The sequence below is a fragment of the Pedobacter suwonensis genome, assembly GCF_044762335.1.
Classification (GTDB): domain Bacteria; phylum Bacteroidota; class Bacteroidia; order Sphingobacteriales; family Sphingobacteriaceae; genus Pedobacter.
In genome coordinates, this window is the sequence record NZ_JBIWEB010000004.1 from 196,350 (window position 1) to 216,123 (window position 19,774).

At 38.9% G+C, this 19,774-nt stretch carries 17 protein-coding genes; 7 read left to right on the forward strand and 10 right to left on the reverse strand.

Features of this window, described 5'->3' with window-relative positions; translation table 11 throughout:
- Complete coding sequence (locus ACIQXP_RS08590; RefSeq protein WP_387505219.1) at positions 1–360, forward strand: hypothetical protein; 360 nt, start codon at positions 1–3, stop codon at positions 358–360.
- A 76-nt stretch (positions 361–436) separates the two neighbouring features.
- Here ACIQXP_RS08590 and ACIQXP_RS08595 read toward each other — a convergent pair whose 3' ends face one another.
- Positions 437–1,567 (reverse strand): hypothetical protein, encoded by a 1,131-nt coding sequence (locus ACIQXP_RS08595; RefSeq protein ID WP_387505220.1) that lies wholly within the window; start codon positions 1,565–1,567, stop codon positions 437–439.
- Positions 1,567–2,199, reverse strand: a complete 633-nt coding sequence (locus tag ACIQXP_RS08600; protein ID WP_387505221.1) for an ABC transporter ATP-binding protein — start codon at positions 2,197–2,199, stop codon at positions 1,567–1,569. Before ACIQXP_RS08600 ends, ACIQXP_RS08595 begins: the two co-directional genes overlap by 1 nt.
- A 74-nt stretch (positions 2,200–2,273) precedes the next feature.
- Between ACIQXP_RS08600 and ACIQXP_RS08605 the strand changes: the two genes are divergently transcribed.
- From ACIQXP_RS08605 to ACIQXP_RS08625, 5 genes are all read left to right on the forward strand, one after another.
- Positions 2,274–2,783: a GNAT family N-acetyltransferase gene (locus ACIQXP_RS08605; protein ID WP_387505222.1), complete on the forward strand. Its 510-nt coding sequence runs from the start codon at positions 2,274–2,276 to the stop codon at positions 2,781–2,783.
- A gap of 71 nt (positions 2,784–2,854) precedes the next feature.
- Complete coding sequence (locus ACIQXP_RS08610; RefSeq protein ID WP_387505223.1) at positions 2,855–3,703, forward strand: DUF2911 domain-containing protein; 849 nt, start codon at positions 2,855–2,857, stop codon at positions 3,701–3,703.
- Between the two features lie 410 nt (positions 3,704–4,113).
- Positions 4,114–5,409, forward strand: a complete 1,296-nt coding sequence (eno, locus tag ACIQXP_RS08615) for a phosphopyruvate hydratase (RefSeq protein WP_387505224.1) — start codon at positions 4,114–4,116, stop codon at positions 5,407–5,409.
- Positions 5,410–5,635: 226 nt separating this feature from the next.
- Positions 5,636–5,935, forward strand: coding sequence for an FtsB family cell division protein (locus ACIQXP_RS08620; RefSeq protein WP_029286805.1), 300 nt, complete (start codon positions 5,636–5,638; stop codon positions 5,933–5,935).
- Between the two features lie 98 nt (positions 5,936–6,033).
- Complete coding sequence (locus tag ACIQXP_RS08625) at positions 6,034–6,648, forward strand: trimeric intracellular cation channel family protein (protein WP_387505225.1); 615 nt, start codon at positions 6,034–6,036, stop codon at positions 6,646–6,648.
- A gap of 182 nt (positions 6,649–6,830) precedes the next feature.
- Here the strand turns inward: ACIQXP_RS08625 and ACIQXP_RS08630 are convergent, their stop codons facing one another.
- Complete coding sequence (locus ACIQXP_RS08630) at positions 6,831–8,915, reverse strand: hypothetical protein (RefSeq protein ID WP_387505226.1); 2,085 nt, start codon at positions 8,913–8,915, stop codon at positions 6,831–6,833.
- Between the two features lie 256 nt (positions 8,916–9,171).
- Between ACIQXP_RS08630 and ACIQXP_RS08635 the strand changes: the two genes are divergently transcribed.
- Complete coding sequence (locus ACIQXP_RS08635) at positions 9,172–9,906, forward strand: L,D-transpeptidase family protein (protein WP_387505227.1); 735 nt, start codon at positions 9,172–9,174, stop codon at positions 9,904–9,906.
- Positions 9,907–10,066: 160 nt separating this feature from the next.
- On the opposite strand, the gene fabG is transcribed toward ACIQXP_RS08635, so the two are convergent.
- From fabG to ACIQXP_RS08670, 7 genes are all read right to left on the reverse strand, one after another.
- Positions 10,067–10,810: a 3-oxoacyl-[acyl-carrier-protein] reductase gene (gene fabG / locus ACIQXP_RS08640; protein WP_387505228.1), complete on the reverse strand. Its 744-nt coding sequence runs from the start codon at positions 10,808–10,810 to the stop codon at positions 10,067–10,069.
- Positions 10,811–10,857: 47 nt separating this feature from the next.
- Positions 10,858–11,157 (reverse strand): GIY-YIG nuclease family protein, encoded by a 300-nt coding sequence (locus tag ACIQXP_RS08645; protein ID WP_387505229.1) that lies wholly within the window; start codon positions 11,155–11,157, stop codon positions 10,858–10,860.
- A 148-nt stretch (positions 11,158–11,305) separates the two neighbouring features.
- Complete coding sequence (locus tag ACIQXP_RS08650; RefSeq protein ID WP_387505230.1) at positions 11,306–12,382, reverse strand: agmatine deiminase family protein; 1,077 nt, start codon at positions 12,380–12,382, stop codon at positions 11,306–11,308.
- 228 nt (positions 12,383–12,610) lie between these two features.
- Positions 12,611–13,486 carry a carbon-nitrogen hydrolase gene (locus ACIQXP_RS08655; protein ID WP_145860175.1) on the reverse strand — a complete coding sequence of 292 codons (876 nt, stop codon included), beginning with the start codon at positions 13,484–13,486 and terminating at the stop codon, positions 12,611–12,613.
- Between the two features lie 309 nt (positions 13,487–13,795).
- Positions 13,796–14,935 carry an efflux RND transporter periplasmic adaptor subunit gene (locus ACIQXP_RS08660; protein ID WP_387505231.1) on the reverse strand — a complete coding sequence of 380 codons (1,140 nt, stop codon included), beginning with the start codon at positions 14,933–14,935 and terminating at the stop codon, positions 13,796–13,798.
- A gap of 6 nt (positions 14,936–14,941) precedes the next feature.
- The gene (locus tag ACIQXP_RS08665) at positions 14,942–19,309 is read right to left on the reverse strand and encodes a CusA/CzcA family heavy metal efflux RND transporter (protein WP_387505232.1); all 4,368 of its coding nucleotides are present in this window, start codon (positions 19,307–19,309) and stop codon (positions 14,942–14,944) included.
- A gap of 72 nt (positions 19,310–19,381) precedes the next feature.
- Entirely contained in the window at positions 19,382–19,762 is a 381-nt protein-coding gene (locus ACIQXP_RS08670) for a hypothetical protein (RefSeq protein ID WP_293744264.1), read from the reverse strand.
- Positions 19,763–19,774 lie beyond the last annotated feature (12 nt).

Below are 19,774 nucleotides of genomic sequence, written 5' to 3' on the forward strand. Positions count from 1 at the left end.
ATGACTTTTTTTGTAAAAAACCTGCAAACGGTTGATGGATTGATTTCGAACCTGTACAAAGATATTTCCGTAGCGGAAATGACCAAAAAGATTACCGGGCTTTTTGAATTACAGGGCTATAAAGTAATTGATCAACAATTTGGGAATTTATTTTTAGAAAAAGGTAGCCGTACAAAAAGACTCTTATTGGGTGCATTTGCCACCTATTATAAATTCAGCGTAACCATGATGCCTGGCGAAGAAAACGAACTTACGGTGAATGTTTTTCAGCAATCGAGTGGCATGTCGGGTGGTTTAATTGGCATGAATCAGATTAAAACAGAACTTGCCGGGTTAAACTTTTTGTTTGCGAATATTTAGTTGGGATAAACGTATTAGTAATATCACACTAACCGATACTTCCCCGCACGACGATTGAGATAAATAAACTTTAACTTCAAATACCTAAGCTATTATCATTCAAATAATTCCGTTTAAACAACCTCCAGGCCAAAACCATATTTATCGGGATGAGCATTAGGCCAAAGCCAAACATAATAAACATATAAAAAAGAAAAAACAGACAAAAAACGCCTATTAAAAATCCTTTAATCTGAATACCATTCAACAAAAGCAAACTCCTAAATAAAAGGATAGCGGAAAAAACAAATGCAGCTAGTTCGATTGAAGTTATCAAGCCAAATCGGGTGATTATCCAACACATTTCGGGCAATAATAAAATGAGATAATTTAGGCAGAAGCTGAAAAATAACCTCGCCTCACTAAAAGGCAAATTGGGCAAAAAAGATAAATAAAGGTTGTTAAAAAGTCTTTCCTGATAGATAAGCACTACATGCGCCACAACAATAAAGGATGTAATGAGCATTAATAGTTTCGAATAGTCCTTAATATCCGAGAAAAGCATAACAACACTTGAAATCAATACCCAGGAAAGCAATTTGGTCAATAGATAAGCCAGTTTCGACCGGTTAAAAACCTGAAAGACATACAATAAAAAAACAGGTTTATTCCATTTCTTACTTATCAGGATTACCCAATTAGGTTTGTTGACCTCAATTAAACGATTACTTTCTTTTAGGATGATATAAGCAGCAGTAATAATCAACAGCAGCTGAAAGAGCAAGATTCCAATTGAAATAAAATAATAACCAAATATGCCCCCAATGATAATCGCATATAAAGTATAACACCAAACCGGGATAAATATATAAGCCAAAACCATACACCAGTAGAGAAACTGTTGTTTTTTTGAAGACGCGTTAAAGCTGTAATATAGAAACTCCTGTTGAGGCAGAACAAGCTGGTTGAGTATATATTTTAAGCTTTTATACGCATATAATGCGCTTGCAATAAAATAGAAAGCCATAATGAGTGGATTGCTTACCAAACTGATGGTAAAAAAGAATTGCCAAAAATCAATCTGGTCAGGCATAACCGTACCTAAAGTATTGATGAACAAACAATAACTGATGAACATGACGAAAACAAATACCAGCATGCCTGCATGAGTCCGGTAGAATCCATCAACAAATATTTTTCTTAAAGCGATGTTTGAAAGCGGAAACATTAAAAATTCAGCGTTATTTTTTTATCATCAATATTAATCTGTTTAAGTCCTGTCAATTTTACTTTATCAAATGGCTGGTGTGAGGATAAAAGAAAACTGATCCTTTCTTCTTTATGTTTTTTGTTGATCCAATTGTACAATACTTCTAGAGCTTCGGCATCAATGGTATTTAAAGGTTCATCCAATAAGATCAACTTGGGTTTACCCAAAAAAGCCAGCACCAGCGAAAGCTTTTTAAGCATCCCACTGGAATAAGAACCCAAAGGGTTGTTGAGATAGCCCTGCATTCCCATTTCGGCAACCAGAATTTCCGCCTGACCAGCTCCCGCACCTTTTGCTTTTGCAAAAAGGGTAATCATCTCCGCTCCACTTAGAAACTCGGGAAATAATGGTTCTGCAGCGGCAAAATTGACCAGCTTTCTATAAGCCACAGCGTGATTTTTCAGATAAACCGTTCCTAACGCGATATCCCCCTGAAAAGACAATATTCCGGCAATTGCCTTTAGCAAAGTACTTTTGCCAGAACCATTGCTTCCTTTTATCCAAAAAATGCCTTCAGGAAGTTTAATATTATCTATCTTTAAAACAAGATGATCGAAATAAGATTTTTCAAATTGATTGAAGTGTAGCATAAAACCATTTTATTTCTGACTTTATTTTTGTTGAAAAGTTACAAGCTGCGCTTGTCTTGATAAAATCCCATAGCATGCAATTAACTTTACGCCCTTATCAACCCAGTGATGTTGAAAATCTGGTTAAACATGCCAATAACTTTAACATTTCCAAATACCTTACCAATAAATTCCCCTTCCCCTACGAAAAAAAAGATGGCGAGGCTTTTATTCAACTGGCTTTGAGTCACGATCCCCTGCAGATCAAGGCTATTGTGTTAAACGATGAAGTTATCGGATCGATCGGCGTGCATCAACTCGCAGACATTTACAGCAAAAGTGCAGAAATGGGTTACTGGATTGGTGAGGAACATTGGGGTAAAGGCATCGTTGCGCTTGCGATAAAAGAAATGCTACAATATGGTTTCAAAACATTTGAGATCGACAGGATTTTCGCGAGGACTACCCATACCAACCTGGCTTCACAAAGGGTTTTACAGAAATCTGGTTTTATTTTTGAAGCCGAATTAAAGGGGACCATTTTTAAAAATGGCGAATATTTTGATGAACTGATTTTTGGTTTCAGAAAAAACCAACTGATTTAGAGTTGATATTAAACTTTTGTTAAAGCCGGAGCTTATTGCGTAAATTCGCAATAAGCAAAAACAACAAAATAATGAAATTATCGATCAAATCATTAATGCTATCTGTTGCACTTTTAGGTGCTGCACATTTCGCCGGTGCTCAGGATGCAAAATTCCCTCAGCCAAGTAGTGGCCAAACCTTAATCCAGGATTTTGGATTGGGGAAGATAACTTTAACCTATTCCCGTCCGAATGTAAAAGGCCGCAAAATTTTTGGTGGTATAGAACCAATGGGTGTAGTATGGCGTAACGGAGCAAACGCTGCTACGCGGGTTAAATTTACCGATGACGTTAAAATTGAAGGTAAAGATTTACCAGCAGGGGAATATAGCTTGTTCAGTATTCCTGGTAAAAATGAGTGGACCGTTATTTTCAATAAGACAGCCGATCAGTGGGGTGCATATGATTATAAGGAAAGTGACGACATACTTCGAGTGAAAGTAAAAACGATAGCTCTAAAGGATAAAGTTGAAACTTTAACCATGCAGTTCTCCTCTGTCAGCGAAACTTCTGCAACTTTAAACATGATGTGGGAAAATAGCGCGTATGCTGTTAATATCACCACTTCTATTGATGAAAAAGTAATGGCCAATATTGCCGAAGCCATGAAAGGTGAAAAGAAACCCTATTTTGCAGCCGCACAATACTATTTTCAGCATGGAAAAGATTTAAAACAGGCTTTGGAATGGGTGACTGAAGCAGAAAAATCAGATCCAAAGGCACCTTGGTTTAAACTTTGGAAAGGCCGTATACAGTTAAAAATGGGTGATAAAGCTGCTGCTGCAACTACAGCGCAACAAGGCATTGACGCCGCTAAAGCCCAAAAGATTGATGAATATGTACGCCTGAATTCAGAACTTTTGGCGGAGACTAAAAAATAAAGAAACTCTATTCGGTCGGTGAGACACCGACCGATAAATATCACCATTCCAATGCTGCCTGATCTTACAGCTATAGCATCGGGATGACAGCATCTTCAGCACGGGCATTGTTTCCTATAATTTACCGAACCTAAGTAATTTAAACCCGATTTCAATGAAAAGCGGGGCCAACCCCAACCGAAGCAATGCTGCAATTGCTTTTCAAAAAAATATCAATGTTCCATAAGGATCATGAGTTTAACTAGCAATATTAACTTAAAATTAACCATCTATTAACTCAAACAACTATCGTAACATTAACCCTCAAAACGCTTTATTTATTTAAAAATTATACTAACTTTGATGTTGGGCTTAGTAATTGTACTTTGTACACTAAGCAGATTAAGAAATCAACAAAAATTAAAATAAAAATGAGCATAATCGTTAATGTCCATGCGAGACAAATCCTCGATTCAAGAGGAAATCCAACAGTAGAAGTAGAAGTTGCAACAGAAGCAGGTGCATTTGGCCGTGCTGCAGTACCAAGTGGTGCATCTACCGGACAATATGAAGCTGTTGAATTACGTGATGGAGATAAATCTACATATTTAGGAAAAGGCGTTTTAAAAGCAGTAGAAAATGTAAACACCAAAATTGCTGATGCATTAAGGGGTATTGATGTTTTTGAACAAAACGCAATTGACAAACTTATGTTAGACCTTGATGGTACCGAGAACAAAGGTAACTTAGGCGCCAATGCTATTTTAGGTGTTTCTTTAGCGGTTGCAAAAGCTGCTGCTGACGAAATTGGCCAGCCATTATACCGTTATATTGGCGGTGTTAATGCAAACACTTTACCTATCCCGATGATGAACATCATCAATGGTGGTTCTCACTCTGATGCTCCTATTGCATTCCAGGAGTTTATGATCATGCCAGTAGGTGCACCTTCTTTCTCTGAGGCGTTACGTTGGGGAACTGAAGTTTTCCATAGTTTGAAAAAAATCCTTCACGATAGAGGTTTATCTACTGCGGTAGGTGATGAAGGTGGTTTCGCCCCAACTTTTGATGGTACTGAAGATGCAATTGAAACGGTATTAAAAGCTATTGAAACTGCTGGTTACCAACCAGGTTCACAAATCTGTTTAGCGCTAGATTGTGCATCATCTGAGTTCTACAAAGATGGTAAATACGATTATACCAAATTTGAAGGCGATAAAGGTGCTATACGTTCAAGCGAAGAGCAGGCACAATATTTAGCTGATCTTTCTGCCAAATATCCAATCATCTCTATCGAGGATGGTATGGATGAAAACGATTGGGCTGGTTGGAAAACTTTAACTGATAAAATTGGCGACCGCGTTCAATTGGTAGGTGATGATTTGTTTGTAACTAACGTAACCCGTTTACAACGTGGTATCGATGAAGATACGGCAAACTCTATCCTGGTAAAAGTAAACCAGATCGGTTCATTAACTGAAACGATTAACGCGGTTACTTTAGCACAAAACAGTGGTTATACTTCGGTAATGAGTCACCGTTCTGGTGAAACTGAAGATGTTACCATCGCTGATTTAGCTGTTGCATTAAACTGCGGACAGATTAAAACCGGTTCGGCTTCACGTTCGGACAGGATTGCAAAATATAATCAATTGTTACGTATTGAAGAAGAATTGGGCGAAAACGCACGTTTCATCGGTTCGAAATTCAAATACGCGAAAAAATAATCTTTGTGATGAGTGTCATTCTGAGCTTGTCGAAGAACTTTTCGATAGGTGTTTAGACGGGCTCAACATGAAAATCCAATTTGATGTTAACAAGTTGAAAAACTTATTTGCGAAACATCCGGAGATTTTAAATCTTCGGATGTTTTTATTTTAATACTATATTTGCTCAGCAAACCTTACAGGTTTTAAAAACCCGCAAAGTTTAATAACGGTTTTCGAGAAAAATATGAAACGTTTAATAGATCTTTTCCGCAATAAATATTTCCTTGCAACGGTCGCTTTTGCGATGTGGATGTTATTTTTCGACAAAAATGATATGATGTCGCAATATGAATACCGCAGTCAGGCGAATAAACTGCAGGAAGAAAAAGAATATTTCGAGAAAGAAACCGCCCAGGTTAAAAAGGATTTAAACGAACTGAACACCAACTTAAACACTGCAGAGAAATTTGCACGCGAAAAATACTTTATGAAGAAAGATAATGAAGATGTTTTCGTGATTATCAGGGAGGAGAAGAAAGATTAGTTTTCAGTTGGCAGTATTCAGTTGGCAGTATTTATTTTAAAGTTCAACTGTTAAACAATCTGCCGATCAATTAACCGATTAAACCTTTAAACATTCGAATGCTCCATATCCTCTACATTATAGCCATAACTGCCGAGGCCATGACTGCTGCATTATCTGCCGGCAGGCGCGATATGGATTGGGTTGGCGTTTGTATTATTGCCTGGGTTACCGCTCTGGGTGGCGGAACGGTTAGAAATGTATTATTTGGACATTACCCTATGAGTTGGGTAGAACATCCCGAGTATTTAGTGATTACCGCGGTGGCGGCCTTATTTGCTGCTTTTATTGCGTCGATCATGACCAGGCTCAAAAAACTTTTTATTTACCTGGATGCTTTGGGTTTGGTGGTGTTTACCATTATCGGGTGCCAGGTAGCGCAACAGATTCATTTACCTTATTTGATTGTACTTTTTAGCGGAATGATCACAGGTTGTGCAGGTGGTGTACTCCGTGATGTGCTCTGCAATGAATTGCCTTTTCTTTTCCGCAAAGAGATTTATGCCAGTGCCGCAATTGTTACCGGCTCTGTTTACATCGGGATCGAACATTTTCACGGATCCGAAATGCTTGCAACTGTTTTTGCTGCCATAGTGGGTTTAACATTGAGACTGCTTTCTATCCGTTTCGAATGGCATATGCCTAAGTTTGTTTACCGGGATGAATGGCACTAACTCAGTTTGGAGTTTTTAGTTCGGAGTTCTGAGTCTCCAAACTTAAGCTCCCTATTCCTTTTGCTTTCCGTGGTGTCACAAGTACCTTATGTTTAATGGTGCCGGGTATTACCACCTTTCCATGGCTAGCATGTATAGTTCGGCGTTCTAAGTCTCTAAACTCATAACACCCAGCTCCCAACCTAAAGTTCTCCGTTTCTTTTCCTTAAAAACCACTCGGTTCCGAGCAAAATCATGATTAAACCAAACAGCCACTTCATATTAATTAACTCATCATACTTACGGTCTTCATAGCTGATGGTTTTGATGTTCTCATTTTTCAGGATTTCATCAGCTATTTTAAGCAGGTTTTCGGGCATAAACAATTTACCATTGCTTTGTCTAGACATGGCATTTAAAAGCTGGTGGTTGGCTGTTGTTTGCTGGTATTCAGCAATTAAAGCGTTTACATGAAAACTTCCGGTAGCCGTGTATTTCTTTCCGCCGAGTTCTGTATTGGCCAAATACGAATAATTACCAGCTGGCATGGTACCTGCATCCAATTGATAAGCCGTTTCCGTTTTGGAGAAAGTATAATTGAACAGCTTTCCTGCTTCATTTTTAACCTGCAGATTTACCTCCGGCTCATTAACCGCCTGGTAACTGTCGTTATAAAGGGTTGCATTAAACTGGATACTTTCATTTTCATCATAAGCTGCTTTAGCAGTAAAAACCTTAAACCTGCGTTTATCACCTTTAACAGAAAGGTATTGAACGGTTTTTGAAATCAGATCATTTAAAACGGATTTCGGCGCTTCGTTCTCAGCTTCAGCAAGTTTCCATCGCCATAGCCCCTCCCCCATTAAATAACCGGTCTTTAAGCCGTTTTCGTTTGCAAAAAACAGCAATGGTTGCTGCGTACTCACTTTACCAATGCGTTGATTAAACACCGGAGTTGCTCCTGCATTTACGGTTAACCTGCCAAAAGGACTCAGTAAAGGATCGAAAGATGAAACCTGCTTTTTATCCTCATCCGTCAGGTTGAAACTGGTAAAACCATTGGCAAAATCAGCATATACTTCCTGAACAGAACCATTGGCGGAGCTCAAATTAACTTGATTTTGGATCTGATTAAAAGCATTTACATTGCTCTGTGCCCCCACAATGTACCAGACCGGTTTCTTTAATGCGGTGAATTTCTTTAAAAAGACTGACGAGATATTCTGCACATCGGGTAGCTGATACAATATAATTAAATCAAATTTAGATGGATCTGTTGCATTTAAATCATCTGCAAGGGCAAGTTTAACTTCGTAGTGTTTATTAAGCGAAATAGCCTCCTTTAAAACACCCAGATCAGGGTGAGGTGAAGCAGCAGCAAGCAATACCTTCTGCCTGCCGTCAATAACCTCTACATAAAAGGTCTGAACGTTATTTTGCGTGGTAATTTCATTTTCTAAAGCGCCTAATTGAACGGTGTACTTCTGCACACCGATTTTGCCTGCATGGAGCTTTACCGGAATGGTTTTAACAAACGAAGCGGCATTAATCAAGATATTCTGTTGCGTTATCTTTGCACCGTTTTCGCTAATGGTTAATGAGGTGGTTTCACCGTTGCTTTGAAAAGCCTGTACCTGTACTTCGACCGTAAAATCATCATCCAGGTAAACAATGTTATTATAGTTTACATTCGAGATCAATACATCGCGCCTGGGAATACTATCACCCAGCGCAATGGTGTAAATTGGGGCATTGATCTGATTAACGCTGTATAATGGGTTGCCACCTTGGTTAAAAATCCCATCAGTGGCCAAAACAACTGCCCCGACATTGCGGTTGGTATATTCATCTCTGACTTTCTGAAAAAGTGCAGAAGCATCGGTCAATTTTCCCTGGTTTTTAAAGTCGAAGCCATCAGCAACCTGATCGCCAAAATGAAGCACTTTTACTTCGTATTTGCCTGCGAGTTTATCCCTTAACCTTTCAAGGTTTTGTTCGTATCGTTTTTGATCGAAACCTGCTGCTTTAACCTGACCAACTGATAGTGAATTATCCTGTCCGATGATGATTACAGGCTTATCTAAAGTATAATTTATGGTTTTAATGAGTGGTGCAAACAGGAACCATGAAATCGTAGTAACAACCACAATCCTCAACGCAGCCAAACCATATTGAAGTTTTTTATCCAGATTTTTATTACCGCGATAAAGCAACCAGGCATACAGGGCACCTAAGGCCAAACAGCCCAGAAAAGATAAAATAGAAGCACCCGAAAAAAAACCAGTCATAATTCATAAAGATGGTAATTTTAGGGAAATTTTCAAGGTTATTCATTATAAAGAATTTATGCTAAGACCAAAAAACATCCATTTGTTTAACCACCAAGTGCACTGAGTTTTACACAGAGGATCACAAAGTACCTAAACCTTTTTAGGCACCTAACTCTATGTACTTCGTGTCTTTTCTTTGTGAACTTTGTGGTAAAAAAAGAGAGCGCTATGCTCTATGTGGTTAAATTCATATTTTTAACCCAAATCAATCCTTATGAAATTAATCTGTTTAACGTTACTGCTATCTCTAAGCTTTATGGTAAATGCCCAAAGTAATTTCAAAGCTACTCAAATCAAATTTGAAAGAGTAGAAAAGGCATACAGCGAAAAGTGGGAAACATTAAGAAAATTTATCCTGGCTGAAGGTTTTGGTGATCAATTTTCGATGGTAATCAATGCTTATAAAAGCGAAGGTAAACTGGAAGTTTGGTTAAAGGCTAATACCGATAAAAACTACAAATTATTCCGCACTTATGATTTTTGTGCATATTCGGGTACACTGGGGCCAAAAGTAATGGAAGGCGACGGACAAACACCTGAAGGATTTTATTACATCAATGTTTTCAACCCGATGAGCAAATTTCATTTATCAATGGGTATAAATTATCCGAATACGATAGATGATTTTCGAACTGGAAAAAACCGAAAACCGGGAAGTGATATCTACATCCATCGCGATTGTGTTACGGTTGGTTGCATTCCGCTAACGGACGAAAAAATTAAAGAAGTGTATATTCTAGGCGTTGAGGCAAGCAATGCTGGTCAGGAAAGGATTCCGGTAAACATTTATCCCTTCAAAATGACCAATGGAAACTTAAAAAAGTATTCAAAGCAATTTCCTGATCAGGCCAGTTTCTGGAAATCGTTACAACCTGGCTATTTAGCTTTTGAAAAAAATAAAAACCAGGCTAATGTTAGTGAAGTGAAAGGGCAATATGTTGTAAAATAGATTGAAAAGTTAAAGGTTGAAATGTTGTTAAGTTATGTCCCTAAATAAGACAAAAACCAAAAGGCGTAAGATTTGGGGTCATTACCCGCCTTACGCCTTTACTATTTTATATTGATGGAAAGAAACCTTCTACCCTAAACCTTTTAACCCTCTACCTTTCTTAAAGCATTCCACCGCAAACCGATAAGGTTTGTCCGGTTACGTAAGCACTCATATCAGAAGCTAAAAAGACGCAAACATTGGCAATATCTTCGGTTTCGCCGGCACGTTTTAACGGAATATCTTTTTCCCATCCTTCCACTACCTTAGGATCTAAAATATCGGTCATTTCCGTACGGATAAAACCCGGTGCAACTACGTTTGCACGGATATTTCGCGATCCCAGTTCTTTAGCTACCGATTTGGTAAAACCGATAATACCAGCTTTAGAAGCGGCATAATTAGCCTGACCAGCATTACCTGAAACACCTACTACTGAACTCATGTTAATGAAGACACCTTTACGGGCTTTCATCATCACTTTAGAAGCTGCCTTAGTTACGTTAAAGATCGATTTTAAGTTGACGTTGATTACATCATCCCAGTTCTCCTCGCTCATCCTCATCAATAAACCATCTTTGGTGATACCTGCATTATTTACCACAATATCGATCGCTCCAAATTCAGCTACGATGTCATTGATCAATTGCTCAGCTTCATGAAATTTAGAAGCATCAGAACGATATCCCTTAACTTTGGTACCAAAACCTTGCAACTCCTGCTCTAAAGCCTGACCTTTTTCTACTGATGATAAATAGGTGAATGCTACATTAGCACCTTGCTCTGCAAATTTCTCCGCTATTTTACGACCGATCCCTTTTGATGCGCCGGTAATCAACGCTGTTTTTCCTTCTAGTAATTTCATTTGTTATCTTATTGTTGTCAGTCTGAGCCTGTCGAAGACCGAACGTGTTATTTATTTTTATAGTTTGATAATCTTACAATTTCATTCCAATCTTCTTTAAATAAAGCTTCCTTTTTCTTTCTACTCCAACCTTTAACCTGTTTTTCGAAGTTTATAGCGTCTTCTATTTGATCAAATCTTTGATAGTACTTCAAAGTGACAGGCCTTCTTGAAAAAGTATATGCAAAAGCATTTTCACCGTCATTATGCTGAGAACGTCTAACCTCTAAATCATTTGTTACCCCAACATAATAACTTTTGTCGGAGCACTCCAAGATATAGACAAAATAGTTATGTACTCTTGCCATAAAAGATCTTTAGAAAGATGAAGTTACTAAAAATATTTCTTGCTAAAACTGTCATGTTGAGCTTACCGAAACATACCATAAAAGTCCTTCGACAGGCTCAGGATGACAATCGCGCAGAATGGAAACTACCTACTTTCCAACTGCAAACTTAAACCGCCGGTTCCTGCTGGCTTAAACAGTGAAAGCTTCCCAATCCCCAAATAATATCAACAGAATTAATACCTACTACCTTACGATCGGGGAAACAGCCCTGGATAATATCTAAAGCTTTTTGGTCGTTCACATCATCAAAAACCGGAACAATTACAGCTGCATTAGCAATGTAAAAGTTCGCATAAGATGCAGGCAAACGCGTATCATCATAAATTACCGGTGAAGGCATTGGTAATTCAATAATATTTAATGATCTGCCATCTTTTAGTTTCATTGCCTTTAAAGCTTCCAGATTTTCCTGCAGCAGCACGTAGTTTTCATCAAGCGGGTTACTTTCAACAACCGTTAAAACGGTATCCTTGTTTACGAAACGGGTAATATCATCAATATGGCCATCGGTATCGTCTCCTACAATTCCATCGCCCAACCACAGTACCTGGTCTTGACCATAATACTCAAGCAAATACTTTTCAATCTGCTCTTTAGTTAAATGTGGATTACGGTTCTCGTTCAACAGACATGCAGTAGTGGTTAAAACTGTACCGGCGCCATTAAACTCTACCGAACCGCCTTCCATTACAATATCGGGATTGAATAATGGCAGATTAAAATGTTTTGCAATTTTAGTTGGCACTACATCATCCAGATCAAACGGGGGGTACTTACCACCCCAGGCATTGTAACCCCAATCCACCACTGCTTTTTCATTGCCTTTAAGCACAAATGCCGGCCCATGATCTCGGCACCAGGCATCATTGGTTTCATTGAAATAAAATTCAATCTGCGTCAAATCGGCATCTGCTTTTTGAAGTTCGCCAATGGCAAAGGCTTTCATTTCTTCGTCTTTTACATTGATCCGTACCTTTTCACCTTCGGCAACAGCTTTAATAAACTGACAGTAAGGCTCATAAATAGTTTCAATCTTACCAGGCCAACTGGCCTCTTTGTGCGGCCAACTTAACCAGGTTGCCTCATGTTTAGCCCACTCAGCAGGGAAAGCATAACCTTGCTGCTTAGGTGAATAATCGAATTGATTGATATTTAAATCTTTTCTTGGCGGAAAGTTTGACATCTAATTTTAATTTATAAAATGAATGGTTCGTAAGGACACGAACCATGGATTTGGATGTTCGTCATCTCGACTGAAGCGCAGCGCAATGGAGAGATCTATTGACAAAAACTGAAGATTAGATTTCTCGCCTCCGTTTCACTCCGCTCGAAATGACGATTTTGGAGGTTTATTGAAATAAACAACCCTCGATAATTGTTCGCTTTAAGCTTTGGTCTTTAACCTTCCCGCTTAATCCCCATCAATATACCTTTTTGTAATCGGCTGGTAAGAATCAATTCTTCTGTCTCTTAAAAATGGCCAGTGCTTACGCATAAAATCACTTTGATCGAGGTCCAGCTCCACAACTTCGGTTTCTTCCTGATCGTGCGACGCTAAATAAAGTAACCGGCCCTGTGCATTGGTAGCAAAACTGCCTCCCCAGAATTTCATGGCACCATCTTGTTCAAAACCAACACGGTTTACACTCACCACCGGAACGCCATTGGCCACAGCATGCGAGCGTTGAATGGTTTGCCAGGCATTGTATTGATCCTGGTTGGTTTCCTCATCCTGATCGGTAGCCCATCCAATTGCTGTTGGATAAAACATGATATCGGCCCCCATTAATGCGGTAATGCGTGATGCTTCAGGATACCATTGATCCCAACAGATTAGAATGCCGATCTTCGCAAATTTGGTTTGGAAAACCTTATATCCCAAATCACCTGGGGTAAAGTAAAATTTTTCGTAGTAAGCCGGATCATCAGGAATGTGCATTTTGCGATACTTACCTAAATATGATCCATCGGCATCTAAAACAGCAGTTGTATTGTGGTACAAACCTTCAGCGCGTTTTTCAAACAACGAAGCAATAATTACTACACCCAATTCTTTAGCAATTACCTGTAAAGCATCGGTTGACGGACCCGGAATAGCTTCTGCCAGATTGAAATTATCGTAATCTTCAACATCGCAGAAGTATAAGGATGTAAAAAGTTCCTGCAAACACACAATCTGTGCTCCCTTTGCAGCGGCTTCCCTTACTTTAGTAATCGCTTTATCTAAATTTTCCTGCTTATCTTTAGTACAACTCATCTGCACTAAGCCAACTTTTACTTTCTTCATGTTTTCTGAAATGAGAGAATGAGAGAATGATTAATTGAGAGAATGTTATTGTAATTTTAACCACATTCACTCCTTCAAAAATTCACTCATGCTAAATTAACATGCAAAGTTACTATTTGTTTAAGAGTAGAACGGCATAAAATTGTAAATATTGGTATAAATCGGCTTCAATCATTTATGCTAAAGATGAGGTATTTTGTTTTTAAAATTCAATGCCCAAAAAGCAAAGAAATATGCTGCAAGTGCTTCATTTATTTTTTTGAGGCATTGTGCAGCATATTCAAATATTTGGTATTCAGACCGAAGTTATTAGCCCTCTTCTCCTCCGTTTTTCATTTTCATTAAAAGTGCATAAGCATTTTTTGTCACCACACTGCCCAGCTGTTTATTGGTTTTAATTTCTATAAATCCATCCACTGTTGTTCCAATTTCTACAGGAACCATTTTGTACAGCCTATTACCAACGTCCTCAAAAATGTAATATTTATTTTCCCATTTAACTATGGCATCTTCCGGCACGGCATCAACAATTTCGTTGCCAACAGAAATAGCCGCATTTAGAAAAGAGCCAGGTAATAGTTTATGATCTGAATTTTGAATATCACAATGTACGGTTGTGGTCCGGTCGTCTTCAATATTAGGCGTAATCAGATGTATTTTAGCGATATATTTCTTTTCGGGGTTTGTTGTCGTATTGCAGATCACTTCTTGTCCTTTTTTTAAACTGGCCGCATCTTTTTCAAATACAGTAAGGTTTGCGTGTAATTCTCCCGGACCAATTAATTCAAATAAAATATCGGCTGCATTAACAAATTTGCCCGTGTTTACATTAACCTTGGTAACGTATCCACTAATGGGCGAATAAATTTTAATATAACGGGTGATCGAATTTTCATTTAAAATTTCAGGATTAATGCCAATTAGCCTCAGTTTTTGAGCAAGTGCTTTTACCAAAACTTTTTGATTGTAATAATCGCTTTCAGTTTGCTGAAAGATTTTATCACTCGTCGCCTTGGTTTGATTTAGCCCCTTTTGCCTGGTATAATCTGCCGCCAAAAACTTCAGTCTGTTTTGAGAAGTTAAGTAATCTTGCTGGAGTTGGATGTACTGCTGATCTTCGACGGTAGCCAACACTGCTCCTTTGTTGACAAACATTCCGGGCATCATAATCATTTTCTTAATATAGCCGCCCATAGGCACACTTACGGAATAGGTATTTTCTGGTGGCACATCTACAACACCATTAACATTAATGGTGCTATGCATCGTTTTTCGTGTGATTTTGCCGGTTAAAATCCCGGCATTTTTAACTTGTGCGTCGGTAAGTTGTACCTCGTCTGTGTTTGCTGCTACAGGTTTTTCTGCCTGTACGGTTTCTTTTTTATCCGCACTGCTGCAAGCCATTAGAAGTGACATGCAAAACAATCCTGCTAATATTTGAGTTCTCATTTTATCTTATTTATCTGTGGCTGTAATACGTTCAATTTCAAACGCAGCTTCGTTAAATTGCTGCACCTTATCATAATATTCTGCTTTGACCTGTATAAACTGGTTAACCAGGATCACCCAATCCAGATAGGCAATCTCTCCGGCATTAAGTTTATCAGATGCCGTTCTAAAAATATCACCAGCATTCCGTAAAGCGATTTTATGGTAAGAGCCAATCAGTTTTTCAAGCCTGTTATACCGTTCAACCGCGTTTATTAAATTATTATCCAAAGTTTTTTTTGTTAAGGCCAATTCTTTTTCACGCTGTTGGATGAGGATGCCATTGGCTTTGATGCGTGAATTTTGCGCACCGAAAAAGATTGGAATTCCAATGCCAACACTAATTGAAGAAAACCTTTTACTTTTGTCGAAATATTGCTCTGCCCCAATACTGCTGGTTTGCCAACCAATAATACTCGAGTTATTATAACCAAAACTTAAAGAAGGAAGCAGTTTACTTTTTTCGAGTGCCTTTTGTTGCCTGGCCAATACCAACTGTTCCTCTCCCAATTTTAGCAAAGGATGGCTGATCTCTTCCTGTTTCAATAAAGGCCTTGTGGCGTAAAGCAAGCTATCAGCCTCCGGCTGCAGGTTTTCACTGCTGTTTAACAAAAACTTAAACCTGTTTTGCATCAGGGTATAATCTGTTTTAAGCAACTCAAGCTGATTGTTAATTTGTTGCTTTTGATTTTCTGCAGTGCGAAGTTCAAGCAAATCGACATCTCCTGATTTAAAACGCTGGGTAGATTTATCCAGAAATGCACCATAAACGCTATCGGCCCAAAGCAATAATTTCTCTTTTTCACTTAATAACAAAAGGCTGTAGTAGGCTGATTTCACTTCGGTTTTCAAGTCAAGCTGGCGCGCATTAACTTCAATCTCACTGATGCGCAAATTTGTTTTATGGGTAGCAAATTGCCTTGCATAAACAGTCGGAAAATCGAGTGTTTGTAAAACAGAAAATTTATTGTCATTCTCCAGACTGTTGAATTTGCCATAATCGAAACCAATTGCTGTTTTTGGTGCGTCAAAGCTACTTTTAGCAATCTGCTGATAATACTGAACGTTGGTTTTGGCAACCTGCAACGAAATGTTGTTTTTAACAGCCGTATCTAACGCAGCTTTTAAGCTGATGGACTTCTGTGCATTCGTATTTAAGGTTCCAAAAAGCATGATGAGTACAGTTAACGCAAGTTTATTTTTAGGTTTGAAATACGAAAAGCCCTTTTCAAATAATATGTATAACATGGGCAAAACAAATAATGTTAATAACGTAGAAATTAATAAACCACCAATAACCACTGTAGCCAATGGTTTTTGAACCGCACCGCCCGCACCAGTACTGATGGCCATCGGAATAAAACCAAGTGACGGGACCAATGCAGTCATTAAAACGGCACGAAGTTTTGATTTTGTAGCATGGATGACAATTCTTTTTACATCTGTCCAGCCCTCTCTTTTTAACCGGTTAAATTCCGAAACCAGTAGAATTCCGTTTAATACGGCTACACCAAAAAGGGCAATGAAACCAACACCGGCCGAAATACTAAAAGGCAAGTCCCTGATCCATAAAGCAAATATGCCACCTGTTGCGGAAAGTGGAATAGCAGTATAAATTAAAAGTCCTTGTTTAACAGAACTGAAAGCAAAATAAAGGAGTAAGAAAATGAGCAATAAGGCAATCGGCACTACAATTGCCAATCGTGATTTCGCTGCCGTCATATTTTCAAAAGAGCCGCCATAAGAAATCGTATAACCTTTAGGTAAGTTAAGTTTTGCAGCTGCTTTCTGCTGTAGTTCCTCTACAATCGACTGCACATCCCTATCCTTCACATTAAACCCAACAATTATCCTGCGTTTGGTATCTTCTCTTTGAATCTGGTTAACTCCTTCCACTTCTTCAATATTAGCAACCATACTTAAAGGCACCTGATTACCGGATTTGGTTAAAACCATCAGGTTTTCTACATCTTTAATATTTTTCCGGGCTGCTTCGTCAAGGCGTACCACCATATCAAAACGTTTTTCCCCTTCATAAACCTGACCAGCCACCTGTCCGGCAAAAGCAGTATTAACCACCCGGTTTACATCGCCTACGTTTATGCCATATTTAGCCATTCCGTCGCGGTTGTATTTAATTACTACCTGAGGCATTCCCGTAACTTGCTCCTCGTAAACATTGATAGCTCCTTTAACGGTACCGATTATAGCTCCTAAACGTTTGGCATAAATAGCCAGCGAATCCAGGTCTTCACCGAATATTTTACAAACTACATCCTGCCTTGCACCAGTCATCAGTTCGTTAAACCGCATTTGTACCGGAAATTGAAAACCCACGGTAATACCAGGAATTACTTCAACCGCTTTGGTCATTTTGGCACTTAATTCCGGAAATGATTTAGCAGAAGTCCATTCTTTTTTGGGTTTTAAAATTACCATCATATCTCCTGCTTCAAAAGGCATGGGATCTGTTGGTACCTCGGCACTTCCTATTTTGGTTACGATTTTTTGCACCTCAGGAAACTTATCCAGCAGAATTTTCGATGCTTTTTGTGTAGTTTCAATCGTATTGTTCAGGTTACTACCGGTGAGCAAACGGGTTTCAACGGCAAAATCGCCTTCTTCCAGCTGTGGAATAAATTCCCCACCGAGGGTACCCATTATAAAAATAGAAATAGCGAACAAGGAAAGTGTAACCACCAGAATGGTTTTTGGAAAACGGAGTACTTTACTTAAGATGGGTTGGTATTTTCTCTCTATCCATGCCATCAGCTTATCGGTTAAATTTTTCTTGTGGCTGATGGTTTTATTTAGGCATAAAGCCGACATCATCGGCACATAAGTGATGGACAAGAGAAATGCACCGAGAATAGCAAAAGCTATGGTCCATGCCATAGGTTTAAACATCTTACCTTCAATACCTTCCAGCGATAAAATAGGCAGATAGACAATAAGGATAATGATCTGACTGAACACCGCCGATTTAATCATTGATCCGGTTGATTTTTCCACTTCATTATCCATCTGATTTTGGTCTATCTTACCGATAGCCCTAAAGTGTTTACTATGCGAAAAGCGGTGAAGGATGGCCTCTACCACAATTACAGAACCATCTACAATTAAACCGAAATCTATCGCGCCAAGCGACATCAGGTTTCCGCCAACCCCAAACTTATTCATCAATATGATCGCAAAAAGCATAGATAGCGGGATCACTGAGGATACGATCAGGCCTGCACGAAGGTTCCCTAAGAAAAACACCAGTACAAAAATCACAATCAGCGCACCTTCCATTAAGTTGGTCTCTACGGTACTAATGGCATTATCGACCATTTTTGTTCTATCCAGAAAAGGCTCGATCACCACGCCATCGGGAACCATTTTTTGAATTTTCGCAATTTTATCTTTAACCCGTTTTACTACCACAGAAGAATTTTCACCTTTTAACATCATCACCACAGCACCTGCAACTTCACCCTGGGCATTATAGGTCATCGCGCCATAACGTATGGCCGAGCCATACTGAACCTTGGCAACCTGGCCCATTAAAACAGGCATTCCATTGTCAAGCGTTTTTACCACAATCTTTTCAATATCGGCCAGATTGGTTGTTAATCCTTCGCTTCGGATATATAAAACAGTTGGTCCCTTTTCAATGTATGCCCCGCCTGTATTTTCATTATTTTTTTCGAGGGCATCAAATATTTCAGCAATGGTTAATCCATAGGCTTTAAGTTGGTCTTGCCGTACCGCAACTTCGTATTGTTTCAGCCTGCCGCCAAAACTAGATACTTCCGCGACTCCCGGCGTACCTAAAAGTTGCCTTCTTACTATCCAATCCTGAATGGTACGCAATTCCTGTTCATTAAATTTGCCTTCGTAACCTTTTTTTGGCCGAACTACATATTGATATATTTCGCCTAGGCCTGTTGAAACAGGAGCCATTGCCGGCGAGCCTATGCCCTGTGGAATTTCTTGCTGCACCTGCTGCAAACGCTCGGCAATTTGCTGCCTTGCCCAGTAAACATCGGTTTCTTCAGTGAAAACGATGGTAACCAAAGAAAGTCCGAAACGTGAAAAACTCCGAATCTGCTTAAGTCCTGAAATACTGCTACAGGCCTGCTCAATAGGAAATGTAATGAGGCGCTCTATATCCGGTGCGCCCAATGATGGAGAAACGGTAATAACCTGCACCTGGTTATCGGTAATATCAGGAAGTGCATCTATCGGTAATTTGGTAACCTCGTAAGTACCCCAACCAATCAGTGAGCATACGAACAAAGCAATGATCAGTTTATTCCGGATGGAAAAACCGATGATTTTATTTAACATCATAACTTAAATTAAAATAACAGACATATCCAGAAGCCATGGGGAATGGTTCTGAAAAAATTTGAAAAATAAATTTTAAGCTATGGCAATGGGAGGGCGAAATAGGCTTCCGAAAGCAGGATTACTATAGCAATTGGTGTAACTGAAAGTTTTCCAGGTATGTATATTCAGGCATACTGCTTTTAGTAAAATAAATTTTTCTGCCGGAACACCGATTGAAATGATATGATGACCATCAATCTTTTTGAAAGGAAGTTTCATATCCTCTTCATCATCATGATCATCCAGGTCATGCCCGAAGTAATGCATTTCAAGAAAGTCCATAAAACTGATTTCAGCATTAAGCTGATGGTGTTGTAAAAAGTGAAGAACAAGTTGAGGTGCCTTTATTACTTCGCGAACGGAGGTATTAAAAATGAGTACCGGGAAAAGTAGCAGAAGGACAACTTTATTCACCTTGCAAAGATA